This is a genomic window from Nocardioides humi (genome assembly GCF_006494775.1).
Lineage (GTDB): Bacteria > Actinomycetota > Actinomycetes > Propionibacteriales > Nocardioidaceae > Nocardioides > Nocardioides humi.
On sequence record NZ_CP041146.1, the window covers coordinates 3,466,523 to 3,490,485 of the forward strand.

General features: G+C 72.2%; 20 protein-coding genes. 13 read left to right on the plus strand and 7 right to left on the minus strand.

The genetic code is table 11. The features are described 5' to 3' along the window. Positions 1 to 42: 42 nt before the first annotated feature. The gene (locus tag FIV44_RS16940; RefSeq protein ID WP_219996049.1) at positions 43 to 1,239 is read left to right on the plus strand and encodes an IS110 family RNA-guided transposase; all 1,197 of its coding nucleotides are present in this window, start codon (positions 43 to 45) and stop codon (positions 1,237 to 1,239) included. A gap of 26 nt (positions 1,240 to 1,265) precedes the next feature. On the opposite strand, the gene FIV44_RS16945 is transcribed toward FIV44_RS16940, so the two are convergent. After that, positions 1,266 to 2,387, minus strand: coding sequence for a sensor histidine kinase (locus tag FIV44_RS16945; RefSeq protein ID WP_141005458.1), 1,122 nt, complete (start codon positions 2,385 to 2,387; stop codon positions 1,266 to 1,268). 117 nt (positions 2,388 to 2,504) lie between these two features. On the opposite strand from FIV44_RS16945, the gene FIV44_RS16950 reads away from it, so the two are divergent. Further along, positions 2,505 to 2,915, plus strand: a complete 411-nt coding sequence (locus tag FIV44_RS16950) for a globin domain-containing protein (RefSeq protein WP_141005459.1) — start codon at positions 2,505 to 2,507, stop codon at positions 2,913 to 2,915. A 9-nt stretch (positions 2,916 to 2,924) separates the two neighbouring features. Here FIV44_RS16950 and FIV44_RS16955 read toward each other — a convergent pair whose 3' ends face one another. The 3 genes from FIV44_RS16955 to FIV44_RS16965 form a co-directional block, all read right to left on the minus strand. Beyond that, the gene (locus FIV44_RS16955; RefSeq protein WP_181410641.1) at positions 2,925 to 3,839 is read right to left on the minus strand and encodes a class I SAM-dependent methyltransferase; all 915 of its coding nucleotides are present in this window, start codon (positions 3,837 to 3,839) and stop codon (positions 2,925 to 2,927) included. A gap of 63 nt (positions 3,840 to 3,902) precedes the next feature. Then, positions 3,903 to 4,292 carry a type II toxin-antitoxin system VapC family toxin gene (locus tag FIV44_RS16960; protein ID WP_141005460.1) on the minus strand — a complete coding sequence of 130 codons (390 nt, stop codon included), beginning with the start codon at positions 4,290 to 4,292 and terminating at the stop codon, positions 3,903 to 3,905. Continuing rightward, on the minus strand, positions 4,289 to 4,561 hold the full coding sequence (locus FIV44_RS16965; RefSeq protein WP_141005461.1) for a type II toxin-antitoxin system VapB family antitoxin: 273 nt from the start codon (positions 4,559 to 4,561) through the stop codon (positions 4,289 to 4,291). The genes FIV44_RS16960 and FIV44_RS16965 overlap by 4 nt, the downstream gene beginning before the upstream one ends. A gap of 76 nt (positions 4,562 to 4,637) precedes the next feature. Here FIV44_RS16965 and FIV44_RS16970 point away from each other — a divergent pair, with 76 nt between their 5' ends. Continuing rightward, entirely contained in the window at positions 4,638 to 5,366 is a 729-nt protein-coding gene (locus tag FIV44_RS16970) for an oxidoreductase (protein WP_141005462.1), read from the plus strand. Positions 5,367 to 5,509: 143 nt separating this feature from the next. On the opposite strand, the gene FIV44_RS16975 is transcribed toward FIV44_RS16970, so the two are convergent. After that, complete coding sequence (locus FIV44_RS16975) at positions 5,510 to 7,129, minus strand: PKD domain-containing protein (RefSeq protein ID WP_141005463.1); 1,620 nt, start codon at positions 7,127 to 7,129, stop codon at positions 5,510 to 5,512. Positions 7,130 to 7,194: 65 nt separating this feature from the next. Then, the gene (locus FIV44_RS16980; protein WP_141005464.1) at positions 7,195 to 7,980 is read right to left on the minus strand and encodes an IclR family transcriptional regulator; all 786 of its coding nucleotides are present in this window, start codon (positions 7,978 to 7,980) and stop codon (positions 7,195 to 7,197) included. Positions 7,981 to 8,148: 168 nt separating this feature from the next. Between FIV44_RS16980 and kduI the strand changes: the two genes are divergently transcribed. From kduI to FIV44_RS17030, 10 genes are all read left to right on the plus strand, one after another. After that, entirely contained in the window at positions 8,149 to 8,964 is an 816-nt protein-coding gene (gene kduI / locus FIV44_RS16985; RefSeq protein ID WP_141005465.1) for a 5-dehydro-4-deoxy-D-glucuronate isomerase, read from the plus strand. Next, on the plus strand, positions 8,961 to 9,725 hold the full coding sequence (gene kduD / locus FIV44_RS16990; protein WP_141005466.1) for a 2-dehydro-3-deoxy-D-gluconate 5-dehydrogenase KduD: 765 nt from the start codon (positions 8,961 to 8,963) through the stop codon (positions 9,723 to 9,725). The genes kduI and kduD overlap by 4 nt, the downstream gene beginning before the upstream one ends. A gap of 150 nt (positions 9,726 to 9,875) precedes the next feature. Then, positions 9,876 to 10,952 (plus strand): sugar ABC transporter substrate-binding protein, encoded by a 1,077-nt coding sequence (locus FIV44_RS16995; RefSeq protein ID WP_141005467.1) that lies wholly within the window; start codon positions 9,876 to 9,878, stop codon positions 10,950 to 10,952. 70 nt (positions 10,953 to 11,022) lie between these two features. Beyond that, positions 11,023 to 11,970: an ABC transporter permease gene (locus FIV44_RS17000; RefSeq protein ID WP_141005468.1), complete on the plus strand. Its 948-nt coding sequence runs from the start codon at positions 11,023 to 11,025 to the stop codon at positions 11,968 to 11,970. Continuing rightward, positions 11,967 to 13,529, plus strand: coding sequence for a sugar ABC transporter ATP-binding protein (locus FIV44_RS17005; RefSeq protein WP_141005469.1), 1,563 nt, complete (start codon positions 11,967 to 11,969; stop codon positions 13,527 to 13,529). Before FIV44_RS17000 ends, FIV44_RS17005 begins: the two co-directional genes overlap by 4 nt. Continuing rightward, positions 13,526 to 14,515: an ABC transporter permease gene (locus FIV44_RS17010; RefSeq protein ID WP_141005470.1), complete on the plus strand. Its 990-nt coding sequence runs from the start codon at positions 13,526 to 13,528 to the stop codon at positions 14,513 to 14,515. Before FIV44_RS17005 ends, FIV44_RS17010 begins: the two co-directional genes overlap by 4 nt. 60 nt (positions 14,516 to 14,575) lie before the next feature. Further along, on the plus strand, positions 14,576 to 16,081 hold the full coding sequence (locus FIV44_RS17015) for an aldehyde dehydrogenase family protein (protein ID WP_141005471.1): 1,506 nt from the start codon (positions 14,576 to 14,578) through the stop codon (positions 16,079 to 16,081). A gap of 10 nt (positions 16,082 to 16,091) precedes the next feature. After that, positions 16,092 to 16,736 carry a bifunctional 4-hydroxy-2-oxoglutarate aldolase/2-dehydro-3-deoxy-phosphogluconate aldolase gene (eda, locus tag FIV44_RS17020; RefSeq protein WP_141005472.1) on the plus strand — a complete coding sequence of 215 codons (645 nt, stop codon included), beginning with the start codon at positions 16,092 to 16,094 and terminating at the stop codon, positions 16,734 to 16,736. Next, positions 16,733 to 17,812 (plus strand): sugar kinase, encoded by a 1,080-nt coding sequence (locus FIV44_RS17025; protein ID WP_281285738.1) that lies wholly within the window; start codon positions 16,733 to 16,735, stop codon positions 17,810 to 17,812. Before eda ends, FIV44_RS17025 begins: the two co-directional genes overlap by 4 nt. A gap of 206 nt (positions 17,813 to 18,018) precedes the next feature. Beyond that, positions 18,019 to 23,499: a LamG-like jellyroll fold domain-containing protein gene (locus FIV44_RS17030; RefSeq protein WP_141005473.1), complete on the plus strand. Its 5,481-nt coding sequence runs from the start codon at positions 18,019 to 18,021 to the stop codon at positions 23,497 to 23,499. A gap of 80 nt (positions 23,500 to 23,579) precedes the next feature. Here the strand turns inward: FIV44_RS17030 and FIV44_RS17035 are convergent, their stop codons facing one another. Further along, on the minus strand, positions 23,580 to 23,804 hold the full coding sequence (locus FIV44_RS17035; protein WP_141005474.1) for a tautomerase family protein: 225 nt from the start codon (positions 23,802 to 23,804) through the stop codon (positions 23,580 to 23,582). Positions 23,805 to 23,963 lie beyond the last annotated feature (159 nt).

Below are 23,963 nucleotides of genomic sequence, written 5' to 3' on the forward strand. Positions count from 1 at the left end.
GAACCCACCCCGACGCGAGCCCAGAGCCGAGTGTGCGCGGGCGTGGACTGGGCCAAGGACGACCACGTCGTGTGCATCGTCGATGCCGACGGCGAGGCCATCGACCGGTACAGCGTCAACCACACCGCGGCCGGGCTGCGACGCATGGTCGCCCGCCTGCTGGCCGCAGGAGTGGTCGAGGTCGGCATCGAACGACCCGACGGCCCCGTCATCGACGCGCTCCTGGCCGCCGGTCTGACGGTGCTGGTCATCGCACCCGCGCAGGTCAAGAACCTGCGCTCCCGATACGGCTCCGCCGGCAACAAGGACGACCGGTTCGACGCCTACGTCCTGGCCGACGTGGTCCGCACCGACCGCCGACGCCTCACCCCACTGACCCGGTCGACCCCGGCCGCGCAGGCCCTGCGATCCAGCGTCCGCGCGCGTCGTGATCTGGTCGAGCACCGTGTCGCCGCAGCCAACCAGCTCCGCGCCCACCTGCAGATCGTCTTCCCGGGTGTCGTGGACCTCTTCGCCGACCTGGACTCCGCGATCAGCCTGGCCTTCCTGGAGCGATTCCCCACCCAGACCAAGGCCGACTGGCTCACCGTCGAACGGCTTGCCGCGTGGCTGAAGAAGGTCTCCTACTCCGGCCGCACCGACCCCGCGATCCTGCACGCCCGGCTGCTGGCCGCACCCCGCGGCACCACCGGCCCCGAAGCCGGATTCCACGCCCAGACCACCCTCGCGTTCGCCGCAGTCCTGCGGACCCTGAACACCCAGATCGCCGTCCTGGCCAACTCGATTGCCGCCCAGCTCGACATTCACCCCGATGCTCACATCGTGACCTCGCTGCCCCGCGCCGGCACCGTGCGCGCCGCCCGGCTGCTCGCAGAAATCGGCGACGCCCGCGGCCGGTTCCCCACCGCCGACGCTCTGGCCTGCCTGGCCGGCGTCGCTCCCTCCACACGCCAGTCCGGCAAAGTCAAAGCCGTGACCTTCCGTTGGGGAGCCGACAAGGAACTCAGAGACGCACTGTGCGACTTCGCCGCCGACTCCCGACACGCCAACCCATGGGCCGCCCAGCTCTACAACAACGCCAGAGCCCGCAACCACGACCACCCCCACGCCACACGGATCCTCGCCCGAGCCTGGGTCGACATCATCTGGCGCTGCTGGCAAAACCACCTCGCCTACAACCCCCACCAACACCGCGCCCTCCAACGCGTCCTCAACGAGCACGCCACACAGGCCGCCTGACACGGGAGAGGTTGACACAGGGCAACTCATGCGGTGACTCCGGGCGCGAACTTCGGCACCCGCACGATCACCTTGGTCCCGGCCCCCGGAGCGGTCTCCACGACCAGACCGTAGTCGTCGCCGAAGGTCGCGCGCAGCCGGGCGTCCACATTGCCCAGGCCGACCGAGTCCAGCTCGGCGTCGCCGGCGAGTGCTCGCCGTACCTTCTCAGGGTCCTCGCCGACGCCGTTGTCCTCCACCTCGAGCACCGCCTCGTGGCCCCGGTCGTGGGCGACGATGGTCAGGTGGCCGGCCTGGTCGGCGCCCTCGAGGCCGTGCCGCACCGCGTTCTCGACGAGGGGCTGGATGCAGAGGAACGGTACGACGACGGGCAGCACCTCCGGCGCGATGTTGAGCGTGACCTGGAGCCGGTCCCCGAAGCGGGCCTGCTCGAGCAGGAGGTACCGCTCGATCGAGCGCAGCTCGTCGGCCAGCGTCGTGTACTCGCCGTGGCGGCGGAAGGAGTAGCGCGTGAAGTCGGCGAACTCGACGAGCAGGTCGCGGGCGCGGTCGGGGTCGGTGCGGACGAAGCTGGCGATCGCGTTGAGCGAGTTGTAGACGAAGTGCGGGCTGATCTGGGCCCGCAGCGCGCGCACCTCGGCCTCGATCAGCCGGTTGCGGTGGGCGTCCAGCTCGGCCAGCTCCAGCTGCCCCGACACCCACTCCGCGACCTCCTCGGTCGCGCGGACGAGCCCGGCCGTCGGGGTCGGCGCGAACGCCTGCACCGTCCCCAGCACCCGGCCGTCCACCACCAGCGGGCTCACCACGCCGGTTCGCACCGGGCAGCCCCCGACCGCGCAGCCGAGCTGGCCGCGGTCGATGGTGCGGGTGCTGCCCTTCTCGATCGCCAGCAGCCCGACCACCGCCGCCTGGTCGAGGTGGTGGCTGCCCACGCCGTCCCACGCCAGCACCGCCTCGGTGTCGGTGATCGCCAGCGCCGGCGTGCCCAAGAGCGCCCGCAGGTGCCGGATCGCCCGCTCCGCGCTCGCCGTCGTCAGGCCCTCCCGCAGCGCGGGCGACGCCAGCGAGGCCTGGTGCAGCGCCCGGAACGCCGCCCGGTCCGCCTCGCTGCCCAGGTGGTCCCGTCGCCACCACCGTCCACCGCGCACCCCGTCATGGTGCCGTACGCGGGCGGTCCGGGTCGCCTGTGAGGCCGTGAGCGAGGCGTCACGACCTCCTTCCGCGCCGGTACGCCGGCCGAAATCTCCGGCCGGCAACGTGAGTCCATGGACCAGCGACTCCTCACCGACAGCCTGCTGCTCGCCGACGCGGACGAGTCCCTCACCGAGCGCTTCTACGACCTGCTCTTCGAGCGGCACCCCGCGGTCCGCCCGATGTTCTCCGCCGATGTCCGCCCCCAGGCGGCGATGCTGCGCACCGCCGTCGTGGCCGTGCTCGAGCACCTCGACGATCCGCACTGGCTCACCACCACGCTCGGCGAGCTCGGCGCCCGGCACGCCGGGTGGGGCGTCACCCCGCCGATGTACGACGCCGTCGCGGAGTGCATGGTCGCCGCCATGGCGGAGCTCGGGGGCGACGCCTGGACCGAGGCGATGACCGAGGCATGGAGCGAGGCGCTCACCGCCGTGGCCGGCCTGATGCTCCAGGGCGCGGACGCGGCCGCCGGGGCCGCGTGAGACGGATCGTCAGCGGAAGTCGATGAGCAGCATGCCCGAGTCGTCGTCGGCAGGCGGCTCGACGGCGGGGGCGAGGGCGACCGGGACGGTGTCCTCGCCGACCTCGGCGTCGGTCTCGTCCTCGACCGCCGGCCCCGTCTCCGGGGTGCCGGAGGCGGCCGGCTCCCGGCGGATCGTCTTCGGCTGGATGCCGACGACCGCGCGGAAGCACTCGGTGACCCAGGGCAGCTGCATGCCGTCCATGCCGCGGCCGAAGTCGTCGTAGAACGACAGCACCTCGCGGACCTTGGAGTCCTGCCCGGTGCGGTCGAGGGTGGCGACGTCGGGCAGCGAGCGGGCGAGATCCTGCACGGACGCGCGGTCGATGACCTGCCACTGCTTGAAGGACATGTCGTCGGCCGGCCCGAAGTACGGCGACGACTCGATCGCCTCGCCGACGCCACCGCCGGTCGCGTGGTGGCCGATCAGGTTGCCGAGCCGCCGCACCCACGGGATCCGCTCGTCACGCACGTTGCGCACGACCGCGAAGACGCCGCCCCGCTTGAGCACGCGCGCGATCTCCGGCAGCGCGCGCTCGGGGTCGAACCACGCGTCGGCGTCCGCCGCCACCACCAGGTCGTACGTCGCGTCCGCCGCCGGGATCTCCTCCGCGGCGGTCTGCGAGACCCGCAGCTCCGGCAGCCGGGTGCCGAGCCGGTCGAGCATCCGCGGGTCCGGGTCGGTGGCGTGCACGTCGTGGCCGAGCGCGACCAGGTGCTCGGTGAGCTTGCCGGTGCCGGCGCCCAGCTCCAGGATCGTCAACGGCTCCTCGCCGGTCAGCCACGCCACCGCCTCGCGCGGGTAGCCCGGGCGGCCGCGGTCGTAGGACTCGGCCACGGCGCCGAAGCAGAGGCCGGGTGCGTCGGGGGTGGAGTCGGTAGCCATCGGGCCCGAGCGTACGGCGGCGGGCGGCCCGGATCGCGGAGGCACGCCTGCGGGCGGCTCGGGTCAGACAGCGCGCAGGATGTCGGTGTGGGTGAAGTCGTCGCCCTTGAAGAGCAGCGGCTCGCCGGAGGTCGCCGACAGGGCGTAGGCGAAGCAGTCGCCGAAGTTGAGCCGGGCGGGGGAGCCGGAGCCCTTGCCGTAGCGACGGAACGCGATGCGGGCCGCTGTCGCCTGCTCCACGGTGACAGGCTCGATCGTGATGCCGAAGATGTCGACGAGTCGGTCGAGGTCGACCGTCGCCCGACGGCCGCCGCGGCCTTCGGCGACCATGGCTGCCTCGAACCAGTTCGCGGCCGACATGCGGGAGGGATGGTTGCCGAGCATGTTGTTGAACAGCTCCCGCTCCGGCTCGTTGACCAGGATGGCGATCAGAGCAGAGGTGTCGACGATCATGCAGGCAGGCCGGTCTCGGGATCGTAGAGATCCTCCTCATCGAGGATCCGTTCGTCACCCGGGATCCGAGGTCGCTCCCGCCATCGGAGGCTGATCGCGTTGGCCATGTCGATCCGCCGCTGTCGGTCCGTCTCCACCGGATCGGCACCGAGCCTGGCGAGGAACTGCTCCAAGGCTGTCTCGATGACGCTCGTCTGGGTCTTCCCGGTCACCCGCGCCGCCTCGCGGGCGAGCGCGTGCACCCGCTCGTTCTTGATGTTCAGGCTCATTGCCGCACCTCCTAAGCCAACTCTACCTTTCTACCTCCGACAGATTCTACCTTTCCACCCTCCTAGGCTCTCTGTCGTGACCACCGACCCCCACGCCTGGCTGCTCGCCCTCGAGGGGGTCCCGTCCGGCTTCGCCGGCGCCCGTGACGGCATCGACGTCGTGCTCCGCGACCGCGGCCTGCGCCGGACCGGCCCCGAGCTGACCGCCGAGTCGCTGCTGCGCGGGGCGCACGCGAGCGCGGTCCTCGAGGGCTCGGGCTCGACGCTCGCCGAGGTGCGCGCGGGGGAGGGCGACGAGATCGCGGCCGACGCCGTCCGGCTGGCGACCGAGCTGCTCGCCCTCGTCCCCGTCGTACGACGCCAGCCGCTCCAGGCGCTGGCGCGGATGCACACCCTCGCCGCCCGCGGCAGCCTGCCCGACGAGCTGCTCGGCCGGCCCCGCGACGGCGAGGCCGCGGCCAGGCTGCGCGGGATCGCCGAGCTGGTCACCGCTCCGACCGAGGCGCCGGCCCTCGCCGTCGCCGCGGTCGTCCACGCCGAGCTCGTCACCGCCGCCCCGTTCGGCTCCCACAACGGGATCGTGGCCCGCGCCGCCGAGCGGCTGGTCGCCGCGGCCCGGGGCGTCGACGAGAAGTCGCTCGTCGTCCCGGAGGCGGCGCACCTCGCCCTCCGCCCGCAGTACGAGTCCAACCTGCGCGGCTGGGCGAGCGGCGGCCGGGGCGGCATGCACGCCTGGCTGCTGTACGCCGTCGAGGCGTGGTCGGCCGCCGCCGAGGCCAGCCCGCTCGTCCGCGCCGCCGAGTAGCCCGACCCGGCGCATCCTGACCTCCGAGACACGTCGACCCGGCGCATCCTTACCTCGTCAAAGGTCAGGACGCGCCGGGTCGGTGTCCCCACGAGGTCAGGACGCGCCGGGTCGGTGTCCCCACGAGGTCAGGACGCGCCGGGTCAGCGGCGGATCCGGAACCGCCAGACCCGCACGGTCCGGTTGCCGGCCGGGTCGACCACCACCAGGCGCACCTTGTGCCGGCCGGGGCGCAGCGCGCGATGCGGCGTCCAGGTCAGCCGGCCGGTGCGGGCGGCGTACCGGAAGCCGGTGATCCTGCGCCCGTCGACCCGCAGCCGGACGTGTCTGCGCCGGATCGCGGAGTCGTCCGCGATCTTCGCCCGGATCGTGGGCGTGCGGTCCCGTACGGTGCCCGACGGCCTGGTGCCGCGGATGCGCGGACCGGTCGTGTCGGCGGGCACCACCCCCACCGCCTCCGGTACGACGACGCCCACCGTCGCGCTGGCCTGCAGCCCGTCGCGGCTCATGGTCACGGTCGCGGTGTAGCTGCCCGACGACGCGTAGACGTGGTCGGCGTCGGGACCCACGCCGGTGATCCCGTCGCCGAAGTCCCAGCGGTAGGAGAGGTCGGCGGTCCCGGGCGCGAGGTCGACGCACCCGATCCGCAGGGCCGGGTTGTCGGGGTCGTGGACCACGATCGAGACGGCCTTCGAGCCCGCGCGCGCGGGATGGGTGGCGACGATCGACGTGGAGCGGCCCTCGGCGTCGCTGGTGAAGGGCAGCCAGAGCTCGTTCTCCTCCGCGAACGGCCGGTCCTCGTCGAACCGGAAGTGCGCGCCGCCGTTCGCGGATCCGCAGGCCTGCTCGTGCACGTGGACCAGGTGCGAGGCGCCCGGCCTCAGTCCGGTGACCTCGATGGCGGCGTACGTCTGCCCGCGCGAGCGGATCATCGTGGCGGTGCCGGCCAGGTCGGGGTACGTCGTGCTGCCGTCGGCGAAGGGCGTGAACGCGCCGTCCGTGGTGACCGCCGCGGAGAACGCCACCGGGAGCGGACGCGCGCCCGCGCCGTGGTGGGCGTGGGCGTCCAGCGCGGGCAGCGCCTGGTCCGGGGCGCCGACGTGGATCGGGAACGAGCGCCGGAAGGTCCCGCCGTTCCCGTCGCCGACCTCCAGGCTCGCGGTGTAGTGGCCCGGCTCGGTGTAGGTGTGCGCCGCGTCGGGCGACGCGGCGACGGGGTCGGCGGTGCCGAAGTCCCAGGCGTAGGTGAGCGGGTCCCCGTCGGGGTCGGTGACCGCGGAGGTGAACTGCACGGTGAGCGGCGTGGTGCCCGTGGTGGGCGCGGCCTCCGCGGTGCCGGTGGGAGCGCTGTTGGCGCCGGGCTCCTCGACGATCACGGTGCCCCACATCACGGTGCCGTGGAGGGAGCAGACGTACTCGTACTGGCCCGGTGTCGCGAAGGTACGGCGGACCGGCTCGCCGTCCGGGACCCGGTACTCCTGGACCGGCTCGGCCCACGCGCTGCGGGTGTCCTCGGAGGTCAGGTCGTGCTCCTGTCCGGCCCGCTCGAAGCGCCACTCGACGGTGTCGCCCGGCCGGATCGTGATCACGTTGCCGCCGGTCTCGGCCTCCCAGCGGTTCCCGGCCTCGTCGTCGACGGCGTCCACGACCCAGGTCCGCGGCGCCGGCTCCGCCGCCTGGACCGGTGCGACGGCGAGGAGCCCGAGCACGAGGAGCAGCAGGACGGACAGGCGGAGCGGCAGGGCGGGCACGCGGAGAAGCATGCCCGCGATGTTCGCATACTCGAACCTGGTTCGTCACCCAGTTCGGCTGGACAACCGGCCGAACCTCACCGGACGAAGCTGTTGTCGTGCTCCAGGGAGAGCCGGGCCCGGACGCTGAGCAGCGTCTCGATGATGTGGGCCTCGCGGCCGTCGGTCAGCCGGCTGATCGGGACGGCGACGCTGATGCCGTCGACGGCGGGCCGGGAGAACGGCAGCGCGACCCCGAAGCAGCGCACGCCGATGCACGACTCGTCGCTCTCGGAGGCGTACCCGAGGCGCTCGGCGTCGTCGATGACCGCCAGCACGGCGTCGCGATCGGTCAGCGTGTGGGTGGTGATCGGGTCGATGTGGTCCGGCACCAGCGCGGCGCGGGCGTCGCGCGGCCGCTCGGCGAGGATGGCGCGCCCCAGCGCGGTGGAGTACGCCGGCAGGCGGCGCCCGACGGGCGTGTGCATCCGCAGCGGGTGGAGCGACTCGCGCTTGGCCGTGTAGATGACGTCGTTGCCGGCGAGCCGGCCGAGGTTGACGGTCTCCTCGGTGGCACCGGCGATCTCGTCCATCACGGCGGCCGCGCGGGCGAGGACGGGGTCGCCGGCGAGATAGGCCGAGCTGACGACGAGGGAGCGGATGCCCAGCTGGTAGACGCTGCCGGTGGGGTCGGTCTGCAGCCAGCCGCGGTCGGTCATCGTCCGCAGCAGCGCGTGCAGGCTGCTCTTGGGGATGCCGAGCCGGGTCGACAGCTGCAGCTGGGTGCCGGGGCCGTGGGCGGCGATCTCGTCCAGCAGGTCGAGCGCGCGGGCGGCCGACTTCACCGGTCCTGCGGCGGAGCCGTTCGTCGTGTTCTGGGTCATCTGCCAGCTTCTCCTCGTGGTGCCGGAGCGGTCCGCTCCGGCGGTCGGTCCCACTCTACCCGCTGTCCACATATGTGGACGAACTTCAACTCCTTGACCGTGACCGCCGTCACGTGTAGCGTCTCGATTCACATAGACGAACGCAGTTCACAAACCCAAGGAGCATCGGTGATCCAGGTCCGCTATTCGACCTCTCCGTCGAGCGTGGAGACAGCCCGCGCCGCGGACCTCCGCGACAACTTCCTCATCGAGGACCTCTTCCTCCCCGGCGAGGTCCGCGGGGTCTACACCCACGACGACCGGATGGTCGTCGGCGGTGCGGTGCCGAGCGAGGGTCGCCTCGACCTGCCGGCGTGGGACGTGCTCGGGACCGGCTCCCACCTCGAGCGGCGGGAGCTGGGGATCATCAACGTCGCCGAGACGGGGCACGTCCTGGTCGACGGCGAGAAGTTCGAGCTCGCCCATCTCGACGGACTCTATGTCGGTCGCGGCAGCGAGGTGTCCTTCGTCGGGGACGAGGCCGCCTTCTACTTCGTCTCGGTGCCCGCGGGCACGACGTACCCGACGACGGTGCTCAAGAACGACGAGGTCGAGCCGGTCGCGATCGGCACCGACGCGGGCGCCAGCTCCCGCCAGCTCTACCGCTACGTCTGGGGCCAGGACGTGCAGAGCTACGGCCTGCAGTTCGGCGTGACCGTGATCGCCGACGGCTCGGTCTGGAACACCATGCCGCCGCACCTCCACGACCGGCGGACCGAGATCTACCTGTACGCCGACCTCGCCGAGGAGGACCGGGTCTTCCACTTCCTCGGCCAGCCGGGTGCCACCCGCCACCTGCTCGTCGCCAACCGCCAGGCCGTCATCTCCCCGCCGTGGTCCATCCACTCCGGTGCCGGCACCGGCTCCTACGCCTTCATCTGGGCGATGACCGGCGAGAACAACGTCTACACCGACCTCGACGGCGTCGCGCTGGAGGAGCTGTGAGCACCCCGGGCACGCCCTTCGACCTGACCGGCCGGCGCGCGGTCGTGACCGGAGCCGGCCGCGGCCTCGGCCAGGGCGTGGCCCTCGGCCTGGCCGAGGCGGGCGCCGACCTGGTGCTCGTCGGCCTCCCGGGGAGCCAGACCGACACCGAGAAGGAGGTCCGCGACCTCGGCCGCGACGTCGAGGTCGTCGACCTCGACGTGTCGGACCACGCCGCGATCGAGCGCGTCTGCGCGGACATCAACGCCCGCCACGAGGTCGACGTCCTGGTCAACAACGCCGGCATCATCGACCGCCACGACACCGTCGACGTCACCGCGGAGTCGTGGAACAAGGTCGTCGACATCAACCTCAGCGGGCTGTTCTTCCTCAGCCAGCACCTCGGCCGCCCGATGGTCGAGCGCGGCCGCGGCAAGATCGTCAGCATCGCCAGCCTGCTCGCCTTCCAGGGCGGCATCCGGGTGGTGTCGTACGCCGCCAGCAAGCACGGCGTCGCCGGCATCACCAAGGCGCTGGCCAACGAGTGGGCGCCCCACGGCGTGCAGGTCAACGCGATCGCTCCTGGCTACATGGCGACCGACAACACCGCCGCGCTCCGTGCGGACGAGGACCGCTCGCGGGCGATCCTCGACCGGATCCCGGCCGGCCGCTGGGGCTCGCCCCGCGACATCGCGGGCGCCGCCGTCTTCCTCAGCTCCTCCGCATCGGACTACGTCAACGGACACGTCCTCGTCGTCGACGGAGGCTGGATGGCGCGCTGAACCAGATCACCCCTCCACCCAGGAGAACCCAGGACCGCCCAGGACCGCCTCGGGACCCCAGGACGCCGCTCGGGGCGCCGTACCCCCTCCTCCTCTTCCTCCCAGAAAACCACCGCCGGAGCATTCGGCACCACGAAACGAGGATCAACGATGACCCGCATGTCCCGCCCCGTCGCCGCGTTGTTCAGTCTCAGCGTCGCGGCGATGGCTCTCGCCGGCTGCAGCGAGGGCAGCTCGACCGCGTCCGGTGAGTCCGGCGCCTGCGACGCCTCCGACGTCAAGCTCGTCGGCCAGGTCCGCAACGAGTCGAACCCCTACGAGGCCTCCTGGCTCGACGGCGGCGACGCCTTCGCGCAGTCGGTCGGGCTCAAGCAGGAGCGCCTGACCTACGACGGCGACTCCACCAAGCAGCAGGAGCAGATCCGCCAGCTCCTCGCCGGCGACACCGACTGCCTGGTGATGAACGTGCTGCCCAACGGCGACGCCGACACCACCCCGATCGTCAAGGGCGCCGACCAGGCCGGTGCCTACCTCGTGACGCAGTGGAACAAGCCCGCCGACCTCGACCCGGCCGACTACGACCGCTGGGTCAGCCACATCACCTACAACGGCGTCGAGTCCGGTCAGCAGATCGGCGACGCGCTCGCGGAGGCGATCGGCGGCGAGGGTGGCATCATCGCCCTCCAGGGAGTCCTGGACACCGCCGCGGCCAAGGACCGCTTCGCGGGCCTCGAGGCCTCGCTCGCCAAGAACCCGGGAGTGACCCTGCTCGACGACCAGACCGCGAACTTCTCCCGCGCCGAGGCCCTCGACGTGACCAAGACCCTGCTCACCAAGCACGGTGACAAGGTCAAGGGCATCTGGGCCGCGAACGACGACATGGCGCTCGGTGCGCTCGAGGCGCTCAAGCAGGCCGGCCGCAGCGACGTGGCCGTCGTCGGCATCGACGCGGTCCCGGACGCGCTGACCGCGATCCAGGACGGCTCGATGACCGCCACGGTGTCCAGCGACGGTCCGTGGCAGGGCGGCATCGGCCTGGCCATCGGCTTCTGCGCGGCGACCGGCGAGCTGGACGTGAAGGACCTGCCCGCGGACAACCGGGCGTTCTTCGCCGAGCAGTTCCTGATCACCGACGCCAACGTCGGCGACTTCGCCACCCCGAAGACGGACGAGTCCGACTTCGAGTGCGACAACGTCTTCGACCGCGTGGCTGGTCCGCTGTCGTGACCCTGACATCCCCCGCCGAGGACACGAGTGACACCGTGGCCGTTGCCCGGCGCCCCCGCCCTCGGCGGGGGTGTCGCTCCGGGACGCCGGTCCCCCGATCGCCCTGGTCGTCATCTTCGCCGTGTTCGCGGCGCTGAGCCCGCAGTTCCGCAGCGTCGCCAACGTGCAGAACATCATGGACGCGGCGGCGGTGCTGGCCGTCGTCACCTGCGGCATCACGTTCGTGCTGATGATGGGGTCGATCGATCTCTCGGCCGCCGGCGTGATGGGGGCCTCCGCGCTCGCGGTCGCCCTGCTGGTGGAGAACAATCGCAACGGCAACGACCTCGGGCTGCTCGGCATCGCGCTCGCGGTGCTGCTGGCCGCCGGGCTCGGCGCCCTCAGCGGCCTGGCGCTGGTGCTGCTCAAGGTGCCGTCCTTCATGACGACCCTCGGGGTCTCGGCGATCGGGCTCGGCGTCGCCACCCTCATGTTCAGCGGCGTCCAGCCCAATATCTCCGACGAGATGCTCGAGGGCTGGGCGACCGGGCGGTTCCTCGGGTTCTCCGGGCTCGCCTGGATCGCGCTCGGCTGCGTCCTCGTGGGCTGGCTGATCCAGCGCTACACCCGGCTGGGCCGCTACGCCTACGCGATCGGCGGCGCCGAGGAGGTGCTCGCGCTCTCCGGCGTGAAGGTCGCGCCCTTCAAGGTCGCCGTCTTCACCCTGGCCGGCGCGTTCTACGGCCTCGGCGGCGTGATGGTGACCAGCCAGCTCGGGGCCGGGCTGGTCCAGGCCGGCAAGGGCTACGACTTCGCCGCGATCACCGCGGCCGTGGTCGGCGGCACCCTGCTCACCGGCGGCCGGGGCGGCGTGCTGCACTCCGCCGTCGGCGTCCTGCTGATCACCGTGCTGACCAACGGGCTGGTGCAGATCGGCGTCAGCCCGTACTGGCAGGGCGGCGTGCAGGGCCTCATCGTCGTCGCCGCGGTCGCCGCCGCGGTGATCCCGCAGCGGCGCAGGAACCAGGTGGTCAAGTGAGCATCGAGATGGAGGAGAAGATCGTGACCCCGCCTCCCGCACCGGTCCCCGCCCTCGAGGTCCGTGGCCTGGTCAAGCACTACCCGGGCGTCAAGGCGCTCGACGGCGTCGACTTCGTCGTGCACCAGAACGAGGTGCTCGGCCTGGCCGGCGAGAACGGCGCCGGCAAGTCCACCCTGCTCAAGGCCCTCGTCGGCCTGGTGAAGCCGGACGCCGGCGACATCTACGTCCGTGGCGAGAAGGTCCGGCTGCGCAGCGTCGTCAACGCGGCCGACCACGGCATCGGCATGGTGTTCCAGGAGCAGTCGCTGGTGCCCAACCTGACGGCCGCGGAGAACATCGTGCTCGGCTCCGAGGGAGCGGGCGTCCGCGGCGGCGTCTACCGCTGGGACCGGATGCGCCGGCTCGCCCAGGAGCAGCTGGACAAGATCGGCTCCCCCATCGACCCGCTCGCGCGCACCGACTCGCTCTCCTTCGCCGACCGCCAGATGGTCGAGATCGCGAAGGTGCTGCGGATCGAGCAGCGCAGCCAGCACCCGCCGGTGATCATCCTCGACGAGCCGACCTCGGTGCTGGAGTCGAAGGAGATCGAGACCCTCTTCGCCCAGGTACGACGCCTGCGCGCGTTCGCCTCCGTCATCTTCGTCTCGCACCGGCTCGACGAGGTGCTCGACGTGTGCGACCGGGTCACGGTCCTGCGCGGCGGCCGCTCGGTCGGCGACGTGCCGACCGCCGACGCCGCCCCGGCCGAGCTGCACCGGATGATGATCGGCTCCACGGGCTCCGACGACCACTACCACGACACCGCCTTCGAGCGCTCCGGCGAGGAGCCGCGTCCACGGCTCGTCGTCCGCGGCCTGTCGGGGCGCACCTTCCGCGACGTCGACCTCGACGTCCACGCGGGGGAGATCGTCGGCATCGTCGGCGTCCACGGCTCCGGTCGCGAGGACGTCTGCCGCGCCCTGTTCGGCGCCGAGCCGACGACCGCCGGCGAGGTCACCCTCGACGGCGACGCGCTCCAGCTCTCCGGGACCCGGGCCGCCTGCTCCGCGGGCATCGGCTACGTCCCGGCCGAGCGCAAGATCGAGGGCATGGTCGGCCCGATGTCGGTGGCCGACAACATGACCCTGACCCGGCAGAGGGCCCGCTGCTCGGGGCCGCTGGTCTCGCCGCGCAAGCAGGCCTCGCTGGTCGACAGCTGGATCAGCCGGCTCTCGATCCGCACGCCGCACCGCGGCACCGCCATCCAGCGGCTGTCCGGCGGCAACCAGCAGAAGGTGGTCCTCGCCCGCTGGCTGGTCAGCGGCGACGTACGCCTGCTGCTGCTCGACCACCCGACCCGCGGGCTCGACATCGGCGCCCGCTCCGAGGTCTACCGGCTGATGCGGGAGCTCGCGAGCAACGGCGTCGCCACGGTCCTCCTGGCCGACAGCCTCGAGGAGGCGATCGGCATGTCGGACCGGATCGTCGTGATGAGCGACGGGCGGGTGACCGCCGAGGTGGGCTGTCCCTCCGGCGCCAAGCCGACGCCGCTGGACCTGGTGAAGGAGATGGTATGAGCGTCACCGTCGAGCAGGCGGCCGAGTCCGTCGTGCAGCCGAAGGGGCGGAGCGTGTCGGAGCGGCTGACCGCGCTGATGCCGCTGATCGCCCTCGCCGCCATCCTCGCGGCCCTGACCGTCGCCGACCCCGGCTTCTTCACCCAGCGCAGCCTCACCGCGGCGACGATGACCGCGGCGCCGCTGATCGTGCTCGCCGCCGGGGCGACGCTGGTCGTGCTGTGCGGCGGCATCGACCTCTCCATCGCCGCGATGGCCTCGCTGTCGACGGTGTTCCTCGCCCTGTGGCTGCCCGACCTCGGGGCGCTCACGACCCCGGCGGTGATCGGGGTCGCGGCCCTGCTCGGCGCGGTGCAGGGCGTGGCCCACGTCTACCTGCGGATCCCGTCGTTCATCGTCACCCTCGGCGGGATGAGCATCTTCTCGGCGGTCGCGCTCGTGGTCTCCGACGCCGGCACGGTGCCGGTCACCGACGACTCGACGATCAGCTGGCTCAACCTGTACGTCGCCCGCTACATCCCGATGTCGGTGGCCGTCGCGCTGCTCGTCGTCGCCGTGCTGGCCCTGGTCGTGCGGCTGACCCCGCTGCGCAGCTGGATCACCGCCACCGGCTACTCCGAGTCCGCGGCCCGCCTCGCCGGCGCACCGGTGGACCTGGTGAAGATCGGCGCGTTCTGCGTCTCCGGCGCCTGCGCCGGGCTCGCCGCGGTCATGCTGGTCTCCCGCAACTTCAGCGGGAACCCGTCGATGGCCGACAACCTGCTGCTGCCCGCGGTCGCCGCGATCGTCGTCGGCGGCACCGCCATCACCGGCGGCCACGGCGGGCTGTGGCGCAGCGTCGCCGGCGCGCTGGTCGTGACCCTGCTGCGCGTCGGGCTGCCGATCGTCGGCGTGCCCTCGGCGTACGAGCAGATCCTCTACGGCGCGATCATCGTCGCCGCGGTCGCGCTCACCCTCGACCGGTCGAAGGTGATGGTCATCAAGTAGCCGAGCCCTCCTCCCTCCACGACGACACCGACAGATCCTGATCCCGCAAGGAAAGGCACCATGACCACCACCGTCAGCAACGACCGCTCCACCCTCCTGCCCGCCGTCCGCGAGTTCCTCTCCTCCCCCCGGAAGCTGCTCATCGACGGGGAGTGGGTCGACGCGCAGGACGGCCGGACCTTCGCCACCGTCGACCCCGCGACCGAGGAGGAGCTCGTCCAGGTCGCGCAGGGCTCGGCGGCCGACGTCGACCGTGCCGTCGCCGCCGCCCGTGCGGCCTTCGAGTCCGGGCCGTGGGCGCGGATGACCCCGCGCGAGCGCTCCCACCTGCTGTGGCGCATCGGCGACCTGATCGAGGCCCACGCCGAGGAGCTCGCCCAGCTCGAGGCGCTCGACAACGGCAAGCGGGTCGAGGCGGCGCGCGACGGCGACGTCGCCACCGCCGCCGAGCTGTTCCGCTACTTCGCCGGCTGGGCGACCAAGATGGAGGGCACCACGATCCCCATGTCGGTGCCCGGGCGCGACTTCCACGCCTACACCCGGCGCGAGCCGATCGGCGTCGTGGCCGGCATCGTCCCGTGGAACTTCCCGCTGCTCATGGCCGCGTTCAAGATCGTCCCGGCGATCACGGCCGGCAACACCGTCGTCCTCAAGCCGGCCGAGCAGACGCCGCTCACCGCGCTCCGCCTCGGCGAGCTGCTGCTCGAGGCCGGCGTGCCGGCGGGCGTCGTCAACGTCGTCCCCGGGTACGGCGACACGGGCGCCGCGCTCGTCGACCACCCCGGCGTCGACAAGGTCGCCTTCACGGGCAGCACCGAGGTCGGCAAGAAGATCGCCGCGGCCGCGTCCGGCAACCTGAAGAAGGTCTCGCTCGAGCTCGGCGGCAAGGCGCCCAACATCATCTTCGCCGACGCGGACCTCGACGCGGCCGTCGCCGGCGCCGTGCTGGGCGGCTACTTCAACGAGGGCCAGTGCTGCGTCAACGGCTCGCGCCTCTACGTGCAGCGGGCCGTCTTCGACCAGGTGATCGAGGGCGTCGCCGCGGCCGCGCGCGCGATCCGGCCGGGCAGCGGCTTCGACGCCGCCTCCGACATGGGTCCGCTGGTGTCGCAGGAGCAGCACGAGAAGGTGCTCGGCTACATCCAGGGCGCCGTCGCCGACGGCGCGGTGCTCAGCGCCGGCAGCGGCGACCGCCTCGGCGACCGCGGCTACTTCGTCCAGCCGACCCTGATCACCTCGGTGACCGAGGACATGGCGGTGCAGACCGACGAGATCTTCGGCCCGGTCGTCACCGCGATCCCGTTCGACACCGAGGACGAGGTCGTCGCCGCCGCCAACAACACCGTCTACGGGCTCGCCGCCGGCGTGTGGTCGCAGGACATCGGCACCGCCCACCGGGTCGGCTCCCGCCTCCGCGCCGGAACGGTCTGGCTCAACACCTGGCACGCCGACGACGTCACGCTGCCGCGCGGCGGGTTCAAGCAGTCCGGCTGGGGTCGCGAGCTCGGCTCGTTCGGCCTCGACGACTACACCGAGCTCAAGACGGTCATCGCCGAGCTGCGATGAACGAGATCCGATGACCGACGTCTTCGGGCCGCACCGCGTCGTCCCCGTCGTGGTCCTCGACGACCCGGGCCGCGCCGACGACCTCGGCGCGGCCCTGGCCGCGGGTGGCCTCCCCGTGGCGGAGGTGACCTTCCGGTCGCCGGACGCCCCGGCCGTCCTGCGCCGGATGGCCGACCGCGAGGACCTCGTGGTCGGCGCCGGCACGGTGCTCACCGCGGAGCAGGTCGACCTGGCCCACCGGTCGGGTGCTCGCTTCGTGGTGAGCCCGGGACTGGGCCCCGACGTCGTGCGCCGCTGCCAGCAGCTGGACCTCCCCGTCCTGCCGGGGGTGAGCACCGCCACCGAGGTGATGCAGGCGCTGTCGCTGGGCGTCGACCTGGTGAAGTTCTTCCCGGCCGAGCCGAGCGGCGGCCTGCCCGCGGTCAGCGCGCTGGCCGACGCGTTCCGGCAGGTGCGCTTCGTCCCCACCGGCGGCATCACCGCCGCCCGCGCGCCCGACTACCTGGCCCATCCCGCCGTCGCGGCGGTCGGCGGGACCTGGATGGTCCCACCGGCCCTGCTGAAGGCCGGCCGCTGGGAGGAGGTCGCGGCGCTGTGCGCCGCGGCGGTCGCCGCAACGGCGGCCGACCCGGTCGTCGTACCGGTGACGTCGTGATCGAGCTCCGCCCGGCGGCCGCGTGCGAGCTCGACGTCGTCGCGCTCGGCGAGGTGATGCTGCGGCTGGACCCGGGGGAGAGCCGGATCCGGGCAGCCCGCCGGTTCGAGGTGTGGGAGGGCGGGGGCGAGTACAACGTCGCCCGCGCCCTCGCCGCCGTCTTCGGCCACCGGGCCGGGGTGGTGACCGCTCTCGTGGACAACGAGATCGGCCGGCTGGTCGAGAGCCTGGTCCGGCAGGGCGGGGTCGACACCTCGTTGGTCCGCTGGGAGCCCTTCGACGGGATCGGCCGCCGCGCCCGCAACGGCCTCAACTTCACCGAGCGCGGGTACGGCGTGCGCTCGGCCCTCGGCGTCTCCGACCGCGGCGCGACGGCCGTCAGCCAGCTCGCGCCCGGCATGATCGACTGGGACGACCTCTTCGGCCGGCGCGGCGTGCGCTGGCTGCACACCGGCGGCGTGTTCGCCGGGCTCTCCCCGACGACCGCCGAGGTGGCGCACGAGGCGATGCGCTCCGCCCGCGCCCACGGCACCGTCGTCTCCTACGACACCAACTACCGGCCCAGCCTGTGGGCCGATCGCGGCGGACCCGACCGGGCCCGCGCGGTCAACGCCGAGCTCGCCGCGCACGTCGACGTGCTGATCGGCAACCGCTCCGACTTCCCCGGCGACCCGCCCGACCCGATCGGGCCGCCCGGGTCGGGGGAGACGTTCGCGGCCGCCGCGGCCCTGCTGGCGGCCGACCTCCCCGGGCTGCAGGTCGTCGCGACCACCCGTCGTACCGTCCACTCGGCCGGCGACAACGACTGGCAGGGCCTGGCCTGGTCGCGCGACGCCGGTCCCGCGGCCTCCGTGCTGCGCCCCCACCTGCCCGTCCTCGACCGCGTCGGCGGCGGCGACGGCTTCGCCGCCGGCCTCCTCCACGGCCTGCTCACCGGCGAGGACCTGGCGACCTGCGTCGAGCTGGGCGCCGCCCACGGCGCGCTCGCGATGAGCACCCCCGGCGACACCTCCATGGCCTCCGCCGCCGAGGTCCGCGCCCTCGCCCTCGGCGGCGACGCGGCCACCCGCCGCTGAGCCGCGGGACTCACTCCGGCCGCCAGCGGAGCCCACGGAGGCCGCCGGGCCGACCTCCACAGTTCGGATACGTGAACAGTTCGTCTCAATAATTCACGTTTCTGTTTCTAGTTCTTGTATTTGTGTGACCGGCGTCATACGGTCACGCCGGGGGCCCTCCATCCCTCGGGCCCCGCGCACAACGAACCCGAGACAGGGGATCCCAGATGAAAGTGCATCGCAGGTCCGTCCGCTCGCGGCTGCGTCATCGCTCCCGGCGACTGGTCGCCCACTCCTTCGCGGCGGTCGTCGCGATGGCCGTGGCGCTCCCGCTCGTCGGCGCGACGGCGGCGCCCGCCGCGGCGGCGGAGGACGACGGCGTGCTGCGCGTCCTCCTCTTCTACAAGGACAACTTCCACGCCTCGCACGTCCAGGCGCGCCAGGCGGTCAACCAGCTCGCGGCCGAGCTGGCGGACGAGTACGACCAGACCCTCGAGATCCAGGAGACCCAGGACGCCGGCGCGTTCACCACGAGCAACCTGGCGACCAAGGACGCCGTGGTCTTCGCCCAGACCGGCGGCGTGCTGTTCAACACCGAGCAGCGGGCCGCCCTCGAGGGCTACATCCGCGGTGGCGGCGGCTACCTGGGCCTCCACTACGCCGGGTGGTCGGTCGGCCAGAGCGAGCACGACGTCAACCCCTTCTACCTGAAGCTCGTCGGCGCCATGTCCGAGGGCCACCCGGAGAACCCGGGCGTCCGGCCGGGCAAGGTCGTCGTCAACGAGGCGACGCACCCCCTCGCCGCGGACCTGCCGGCCGAGATCACCCGCAGCGACGAGTGGTACGACTGGACGGTCAACCCCGCCCAGAACGTGCGCACGATCCTCTCGGTCGACGAGTCGTCGTACAGCTCCCTCGGCAAGCAGGGCACCAACCACCCGATCACGTGGTGCCAGCAGATCGACTCGGGTCGGTCCTGGTACACCGGGATGGGCCACGAGGGCACGGCGTACAGCGAGCCGTTCATGCGCACCCAGATGCGCAGCGGCCTGGCCTACGCCGCCGGCCTGCTCCAGGCCGACTGCTCGCCGCCGGCCAAGGACGAGCACGGCTCGTGGAGCGGCGTCACGCCGTGGCCGCTGATGCCGATCAACATGGCGCTCACCTCCGACGGCAAGGTGCAGTCCTTCGGCAGCGTCGCGGTCGCCGGGTGCACGGACAACGCGCCCTACGACTTCAGCGGCAACAACTGCGTCACGCAGGGCGGCCAGACCGAGATCGACGTGTGGGACCCCAGCCAGGAGCGGACGCTGTCGAACCTCCGCGACGGGATCATCACCAACACGACGTACACGGACCTGTTCTGCTCGATGCAGGTGCAGAACCCGCACCGCAAGACCACGATGACCGTGGGTGGTGACGACTCGCTGGGTGGCAACGCCCCCAACGACGCGGCCATCGGCGTGACCAGCTACTCGACCAACACGGGTCTGCGCGACGAGGCGCCGATGAACTACCCGCGCTGGTACCCGACCGGCACGACCATGCCCAACGGCGACATCGTCGTCCAGGGCGGCACCCTCAAGGGCGGCCCGGGTGGTCCCGGCGTCCTCACCCCCGAGGTGTACCGGCCCGACCAGGGCAGCGGCTGGACGCTGCTGACCGGCGCGACCAGCGCGGCGGCGTACGGCGACGGTGGCGGCGCCCTCGGCCCGGACGAGAACCGCTGGTGGTACCCGCGGGCGTTCGTCGCCCCGGGCAGCGGCAACCTGTTCAACATCACCGGCACGCAGATGTTCGAGCTCGACCCCGACGGCAACGGCGGTGACGGCGAGCTGACCCTGCGGGGCACGCTTCCGGGCAATATCGCCAACCAGGGCGGCCTCGGCAACCCGGTCGGCGCGACCTCCACGGCCGCGATGTACCGCCCCGGCAAGATCCTGCAGGTCGGTGGCGGCTGGTGGGGCAACGGCGGCGGTCCCGCCGGCGCCCGTGCCGGCTTCACCGTCGACATCACCGGCGGCACCGCCGACCCGGTGATCGAGGCCACCCAGCCGATGAGGTACCAGCGGCACTGGGCGACGGCGACGGTCCTGCCGGACGGCGACGTTCTCGTCACCGGCGGCAGCCGGGACAACGCGGCCAACGGCGGCTACGTCACCACGGCCGAGATCTGGAACCCGGACACGGGCGAGTGGACGGAGGTCGAGACGCCGTACGAGCACGCTCGCCTCTACCACTCGAGCGCGCTGCTCCTGCCGGACGGCCGGGTCATGGTCGGCGGCGGCGGCGCCCCCGGTCCGCGCGACTACACCGACGTCGAGTACTACTCCCCGTCGTACCTCTTCGACGGCGACGAGCTCGCCGTGCGCCCGGAGATCACCCGGGCCCCGAAGAAGATCGGGTACGACGGCACCTTCGGCGTCGACGTCTCCGGCTCCGTCTCGCGGGTCACCCTGGTCCGCAACGGCTCGGTGACGCACGGGTTCAACAACGACCAGAACTTCCAGGACCTGGAGTTCACGCAGGCCGGCGGCTCGCTGTCGATCACCGCGCCGGAGGACGGCACCTACGCGCCCCCGGGCTCGTACATGCTCTTCGTCTTCGACGCGGACGGCACGCCGTCGGTCGCGAAGATCGTCGACATCGACCCGACGGTCAAGATGGACCAGCGGACGCCGAAGGTCGTCGACCAGTTCGAGTACCCGAAGCTCCCCGTCGAGTGGCGCTCGGCCAACCCGCCGAACATCATCGACGTGGCGCCGGGCAACAGCCGGATGTCCCCGTGGGTCGTCAACAGCGCCGTCCAGCTGGTCCGGGGCGCCTCGGCGAGCATGGGCGGCATGGGCCTGACCGGCTACCAGCTGGGTCTGGGCAGCACCGGCAGCATCGAGCGCAAGCTCACCGGGCTCACCCCGGGCCACGAGTACCGCGTGTCGCTGCGCTACGCACGAGACAGCAGGACGGCGGGCAGCACGCCCGCGAACGCCTCGCTCGTGGTCGGTGACCTCGACGCGACGCTCACGGCCGGGACGGACTCGCCCTCGCAGAACGCGTTCCAGACCTACGTCGGGAGCTTCACCGCCTCGGCCCGGTCCGAGACGCTCACCCTCACCGGTGGCGACGCGGGCCTGATGGTCGACGACCTGGTGATCATCGGCGAGCAGGCCGGCGTCGACGAGGCTCCGGTGCACTACGAGTTCTCGGAGGGCTCGGGCACGGCGGCCGCGAACACCGGCACCGACACGTCCGTGGGCGACGCGACCCTGGTCGGCAACGCCGGCTGGTCCGACGACGGCGTGTTCGGCAAGGCGCTCCGGATGACCGGCGGCAGCAACGCCAACGCGGTGCGACTGCCGGACAACCTGCTGCAGGGCGAGGACACGTTCACGACGTCCTTCTGGGTCCGTCCCGACGCCAAGTCCGACTGGATCGGCATGTTCCACATCGGCGACGGCAACGGCGACGCGGGCAGCTTCTTCCAGGTCCAGATGCAGACCCAGGCCCGCGACCCGGGCGCCAGCGGTCTCGCGGCGACCTTCAAGAAGAAGGGCAGCACGCTGCAGGAGCGGGTCTACGCCACGCCCACCAGGGACGTGACCGCGAACCAGTGGAACCACGTGGTGTTCACCCGCACCGGCGCCACGGGCACGCTCTACCTCAACGGTGAGCAGATCGCCCAGCGCACCGACCTCACCCTCACCATGACCGACATCGGTCCGACCGCCAACAACTGGCTGGGGCGCAACGGCTACCCCGACCCGGCGTACAACGGCCGGATGGACGACGTACGGCTCTACACGACGGCGCTCAGCGCGGACGACGTGGAGGCGCTGTACGACGAGGGGGCGGCGCTGCGGACCACCACGACGGTCACGACCGCGCCGGAGTCCCCGTCGCCGTTCGCGGAGCCGGTCACGGTCTCCGCCTCGGTCGAGGACGAGAACGACGGGTCCGCCCAGGGCACGGCCGAGCTGTGGGTCGACGGCAAGAGCGTCGGCGACACGGTCGAGGTCGAGGACGGCACGGCGCCGTTCCCGGCGCTCAACCTGAGCCCCGGTGAGCACGAGATCGAGGTGCGGTTCACCGCTGCCGACGGATGGCGGGACTCCCGCGCGACGGTCACCCACACCGTCGAGCGCCCGCCGCCGGGCGTGGGCATCCCCGTCCACTACACCCTCGACGAGGGGCAGGGCACCACGGCCGCGAACACCGGCCTGGACTCGTCGGTCGGCGACGCCACGCTGATGGGCCAGTCCGGCTGGACCCCGAACGGGAAGTTCGGCGCGGCGCTCGACCTGCCCGGCGGTGCCTCGGGCTCGGGCAACCACGTGAAGCTGCCGAACAACATCCAGGCCGGCATGGACGACGAGTTCTCCGTGTCGGTGTGGGCCCGGCCGCGCGCCCTGCCCAACTGGGTGCCGCTCGTCCAGATCGGCGACAGCACGGACACCTTCTTCCTGCTGCAGTCCTCCACGCAGGCCAACGGACCCACCGGTTTCGCGGCCACGTTCAAGGCACCCGGCACCCCCGGGACCGCCCAGGAGCGGCTGACGCTCGGAGGCGGCAACGACCTGCCGCTGAACGAGTGGACGCACGTGGTGTTCACGATGAGGGCCAGCCAGAACGGCTACGTCGGCACGCTGTACTTCGACGGGGAGGTCGTCGGCACGCGCAACGACTTCACCCTCAGCATCGGCGACGTCGGTCCGAACGGCCAGACCACGGCCAACTTCCTCGGCGGCACCAGCTGGGGAGACCCGCGGTTCAACGGCGCGATCGACGACTTCCGGCTCTACGGCTACGAGCTCAGCGCCGAGCAGGTCACCGAGCTGTACGAGGGTCCGCCGCCGAACGCGGCCCCCGTCGGCGAGGCCGACGCGTACACCACGGCCAAGGGCGAGGTGCTGGAGGTCGACGCTCCCGGCGTGCTGGCCAACGACACCGACGCGGACGGCGACGACCTGACGGCGGTCGGGGCGACGCAGCCCGCCCACGGCGAGCTCGAGCTCGCCGAGGACGGCTCGTTCAGCTACACCCCGGACGCCGGGTTCACCGGCACCGACACCTTCACCTACCGCGCCAGCGACGGCACCGCGCAGTCCGGTCCCACCACGGTGACCATCACCGTGCAGGCCGCGCCCGACCCGGCGTCGACCTCGCTGACGGCGACGGCGGGCCCGGTGGTGTACGGGCAGCAGGGGAGCGTCTCCGTGACGGTCTCCGCGGCTGCCGCCACCGGTCAGGTGAGCGTGCTCGACGGCAGTCGGTCCGTCGCCACCGGCACGCTCGCCGGCGGCAAGGCGGCCGTCGTACTGCCGGCCGGGTCGCTCCTGCCGGGGACGCACGCCCTCACCGTCCGCTACGGCGGCGACGCGGGTCACAGCGGCTCGTCGGGTGTCGTCCAGGTGGTCGTGGAGAAGGCGAGCGCGACCATGGCGGTCAAGGCCCCGAAGAAGGCCAAGCCGGGGAAGAAGGCCAAGGTCACGGTCGACCTGTCCGCCGCGGGCACGGTGACGGTGGACGGCAAGGTCGTCGTCAAGGTCAACGGCAAGAAGGTCAAGGCGAAGATCGTCGACGGCCGGGCCGTGATCAAGCTGCCGAAGAAGCTCGTGCGACCGGGCGTCCTGCGCGTCAAGGTCGTCTACAAGGGCAGCGCGGTCGTCGGGAAGGTGGTGAAGAAGGTCAAGATCAAGGTCAAGCGCTAGCCAGCCGCTGACCTGCCAAGGAACGTGGGCCCGGAGGACGACGTCCTCCGGGCCCACGGGCCTTGGTCGCTGGTGTCGCGTCAGTCGTCGGCGAGCGCGGCCACCACGCCGGCGCGGCTCTCGTCCTCGCTGGCGAGCACGCCGCCGTTCGCGACGATGTCGGGGGTGATCTCGCTGAAGACCATGCGGACGTCCTGGCGGCGGGCGCCGAGGATCTCGACCGCGTGGTCGGCGACGGCCTTGGCGAAGGCGCGGCGCTGCTCGAGGGAGCGGCCGGCCAGCAGCTCGACGGTGATGTTGGGCATGTCGGTCCTTTCTCGGGGTCGCGGTGCGGCCGGCGCCTGCGGGCCACGTCTGCGACTTTGATTCGGTATCGTGAACTGCCAGCCTAGAGCGAGGCGGAGCCGGACGCTAGTTCATGTCCTTGACAATGGTTCAGCCCGCTGATTCAGTGTGGGCGTGAC

What these genes read in the sequence shown, in the direction of transcription:
- FIV44_RS16950 (WP_141005459.1), top strand. Translation starts at nt 2,505, where the DNA reads ATGGACCAGCGACTCCTCACCGACAGCCTGCTGCTCGCCGACGCGGAC.
- FIV44_RS16955 (WP_181410641.1), bottom strand. Translation starts at nt 3,839, where the DNA reads ATGGCTACCGACTCCACCCCCGACGCACCCGGCCTCTGCTTCGGCGCC.
- FIV44_RS16960 (WP_141005460.1), bottom strand. Translation starts at nt 4,292, where the DNA reads ATGATCGTCGACACCTCTGCTCTGATCGCCATCCTGGTCAACGAGCCG.
- FIV44_RS16965 (WP_141005461.1), bottom strand. Translation starts at nt 4,561, where the DNA reads ATGAGCCTGAACATCAAGAACGAGCGGGTGCACGCGCTCGCCCGCGAG.
- FIV44_RS16975 (WP_141005463.1), bottom strand. Translation starts at nt 7,129, where the DNA reads ATGCTTCTCCGCGTGCCCGCCCTGCCGCTCCGCCTGTCCGTCCTGCTG.
- FIV44_RS16980 (WP_141005464.1), bottom strand. Translation starts at nt 7,980, where the DNA reads ATGACCCAGAACACGACGAACGGCTCCGCCGCAGGACCGGTGAAGTCG.
- FIV44_RS16995 (WP_141005467.1), top strand. Translation starts at nt 9,876, where the DNA reads ATGACCCGCATGTCCCGCCCCGTCGCCGCGTTGTTCAGTCTCAGCGTC.
- FIV44_RS17010 (WP_141005470.1), top strand. Translation starts at nt 13,526, where the DNA reads ATGAGCGTCACCGTCGAGCAGGCGGCCGAGTCCGTCGTGCAGCCGAAG.
- FIV44_RS17015 (WP_141005471.1), top strand. Translation starts at nt 14,576, where the DNA reads ATGACCACCACCGTCAGCAACGACCGCTCCACCCTCCTGCCCGCCGTC.
- eda (WP_141005472.1), top strand. Translation starts at nt 16,092, where the DNA reads ATGACCGACGTCTTCGGGCCGCACCGCGTCGTCCCCGTCGTGGTCCTC.
- FIV44_RS17030 (WP_141005473.1), top strand. Translation starts at nt 18,019, where the DNA reads ATGAAAGTGCATCGCAGGTCCGTCCGCTCGCGGCTGCGTCATCGCTCC.
- FIV44_RS17035 (WP_141005474.1), bottom strand. Translation starts at nt 23,804, where the DNA reads ATGCCCAACATCACCGTCGAGCTGCTGGCCGGCCGCTCCCTCGAGCAG.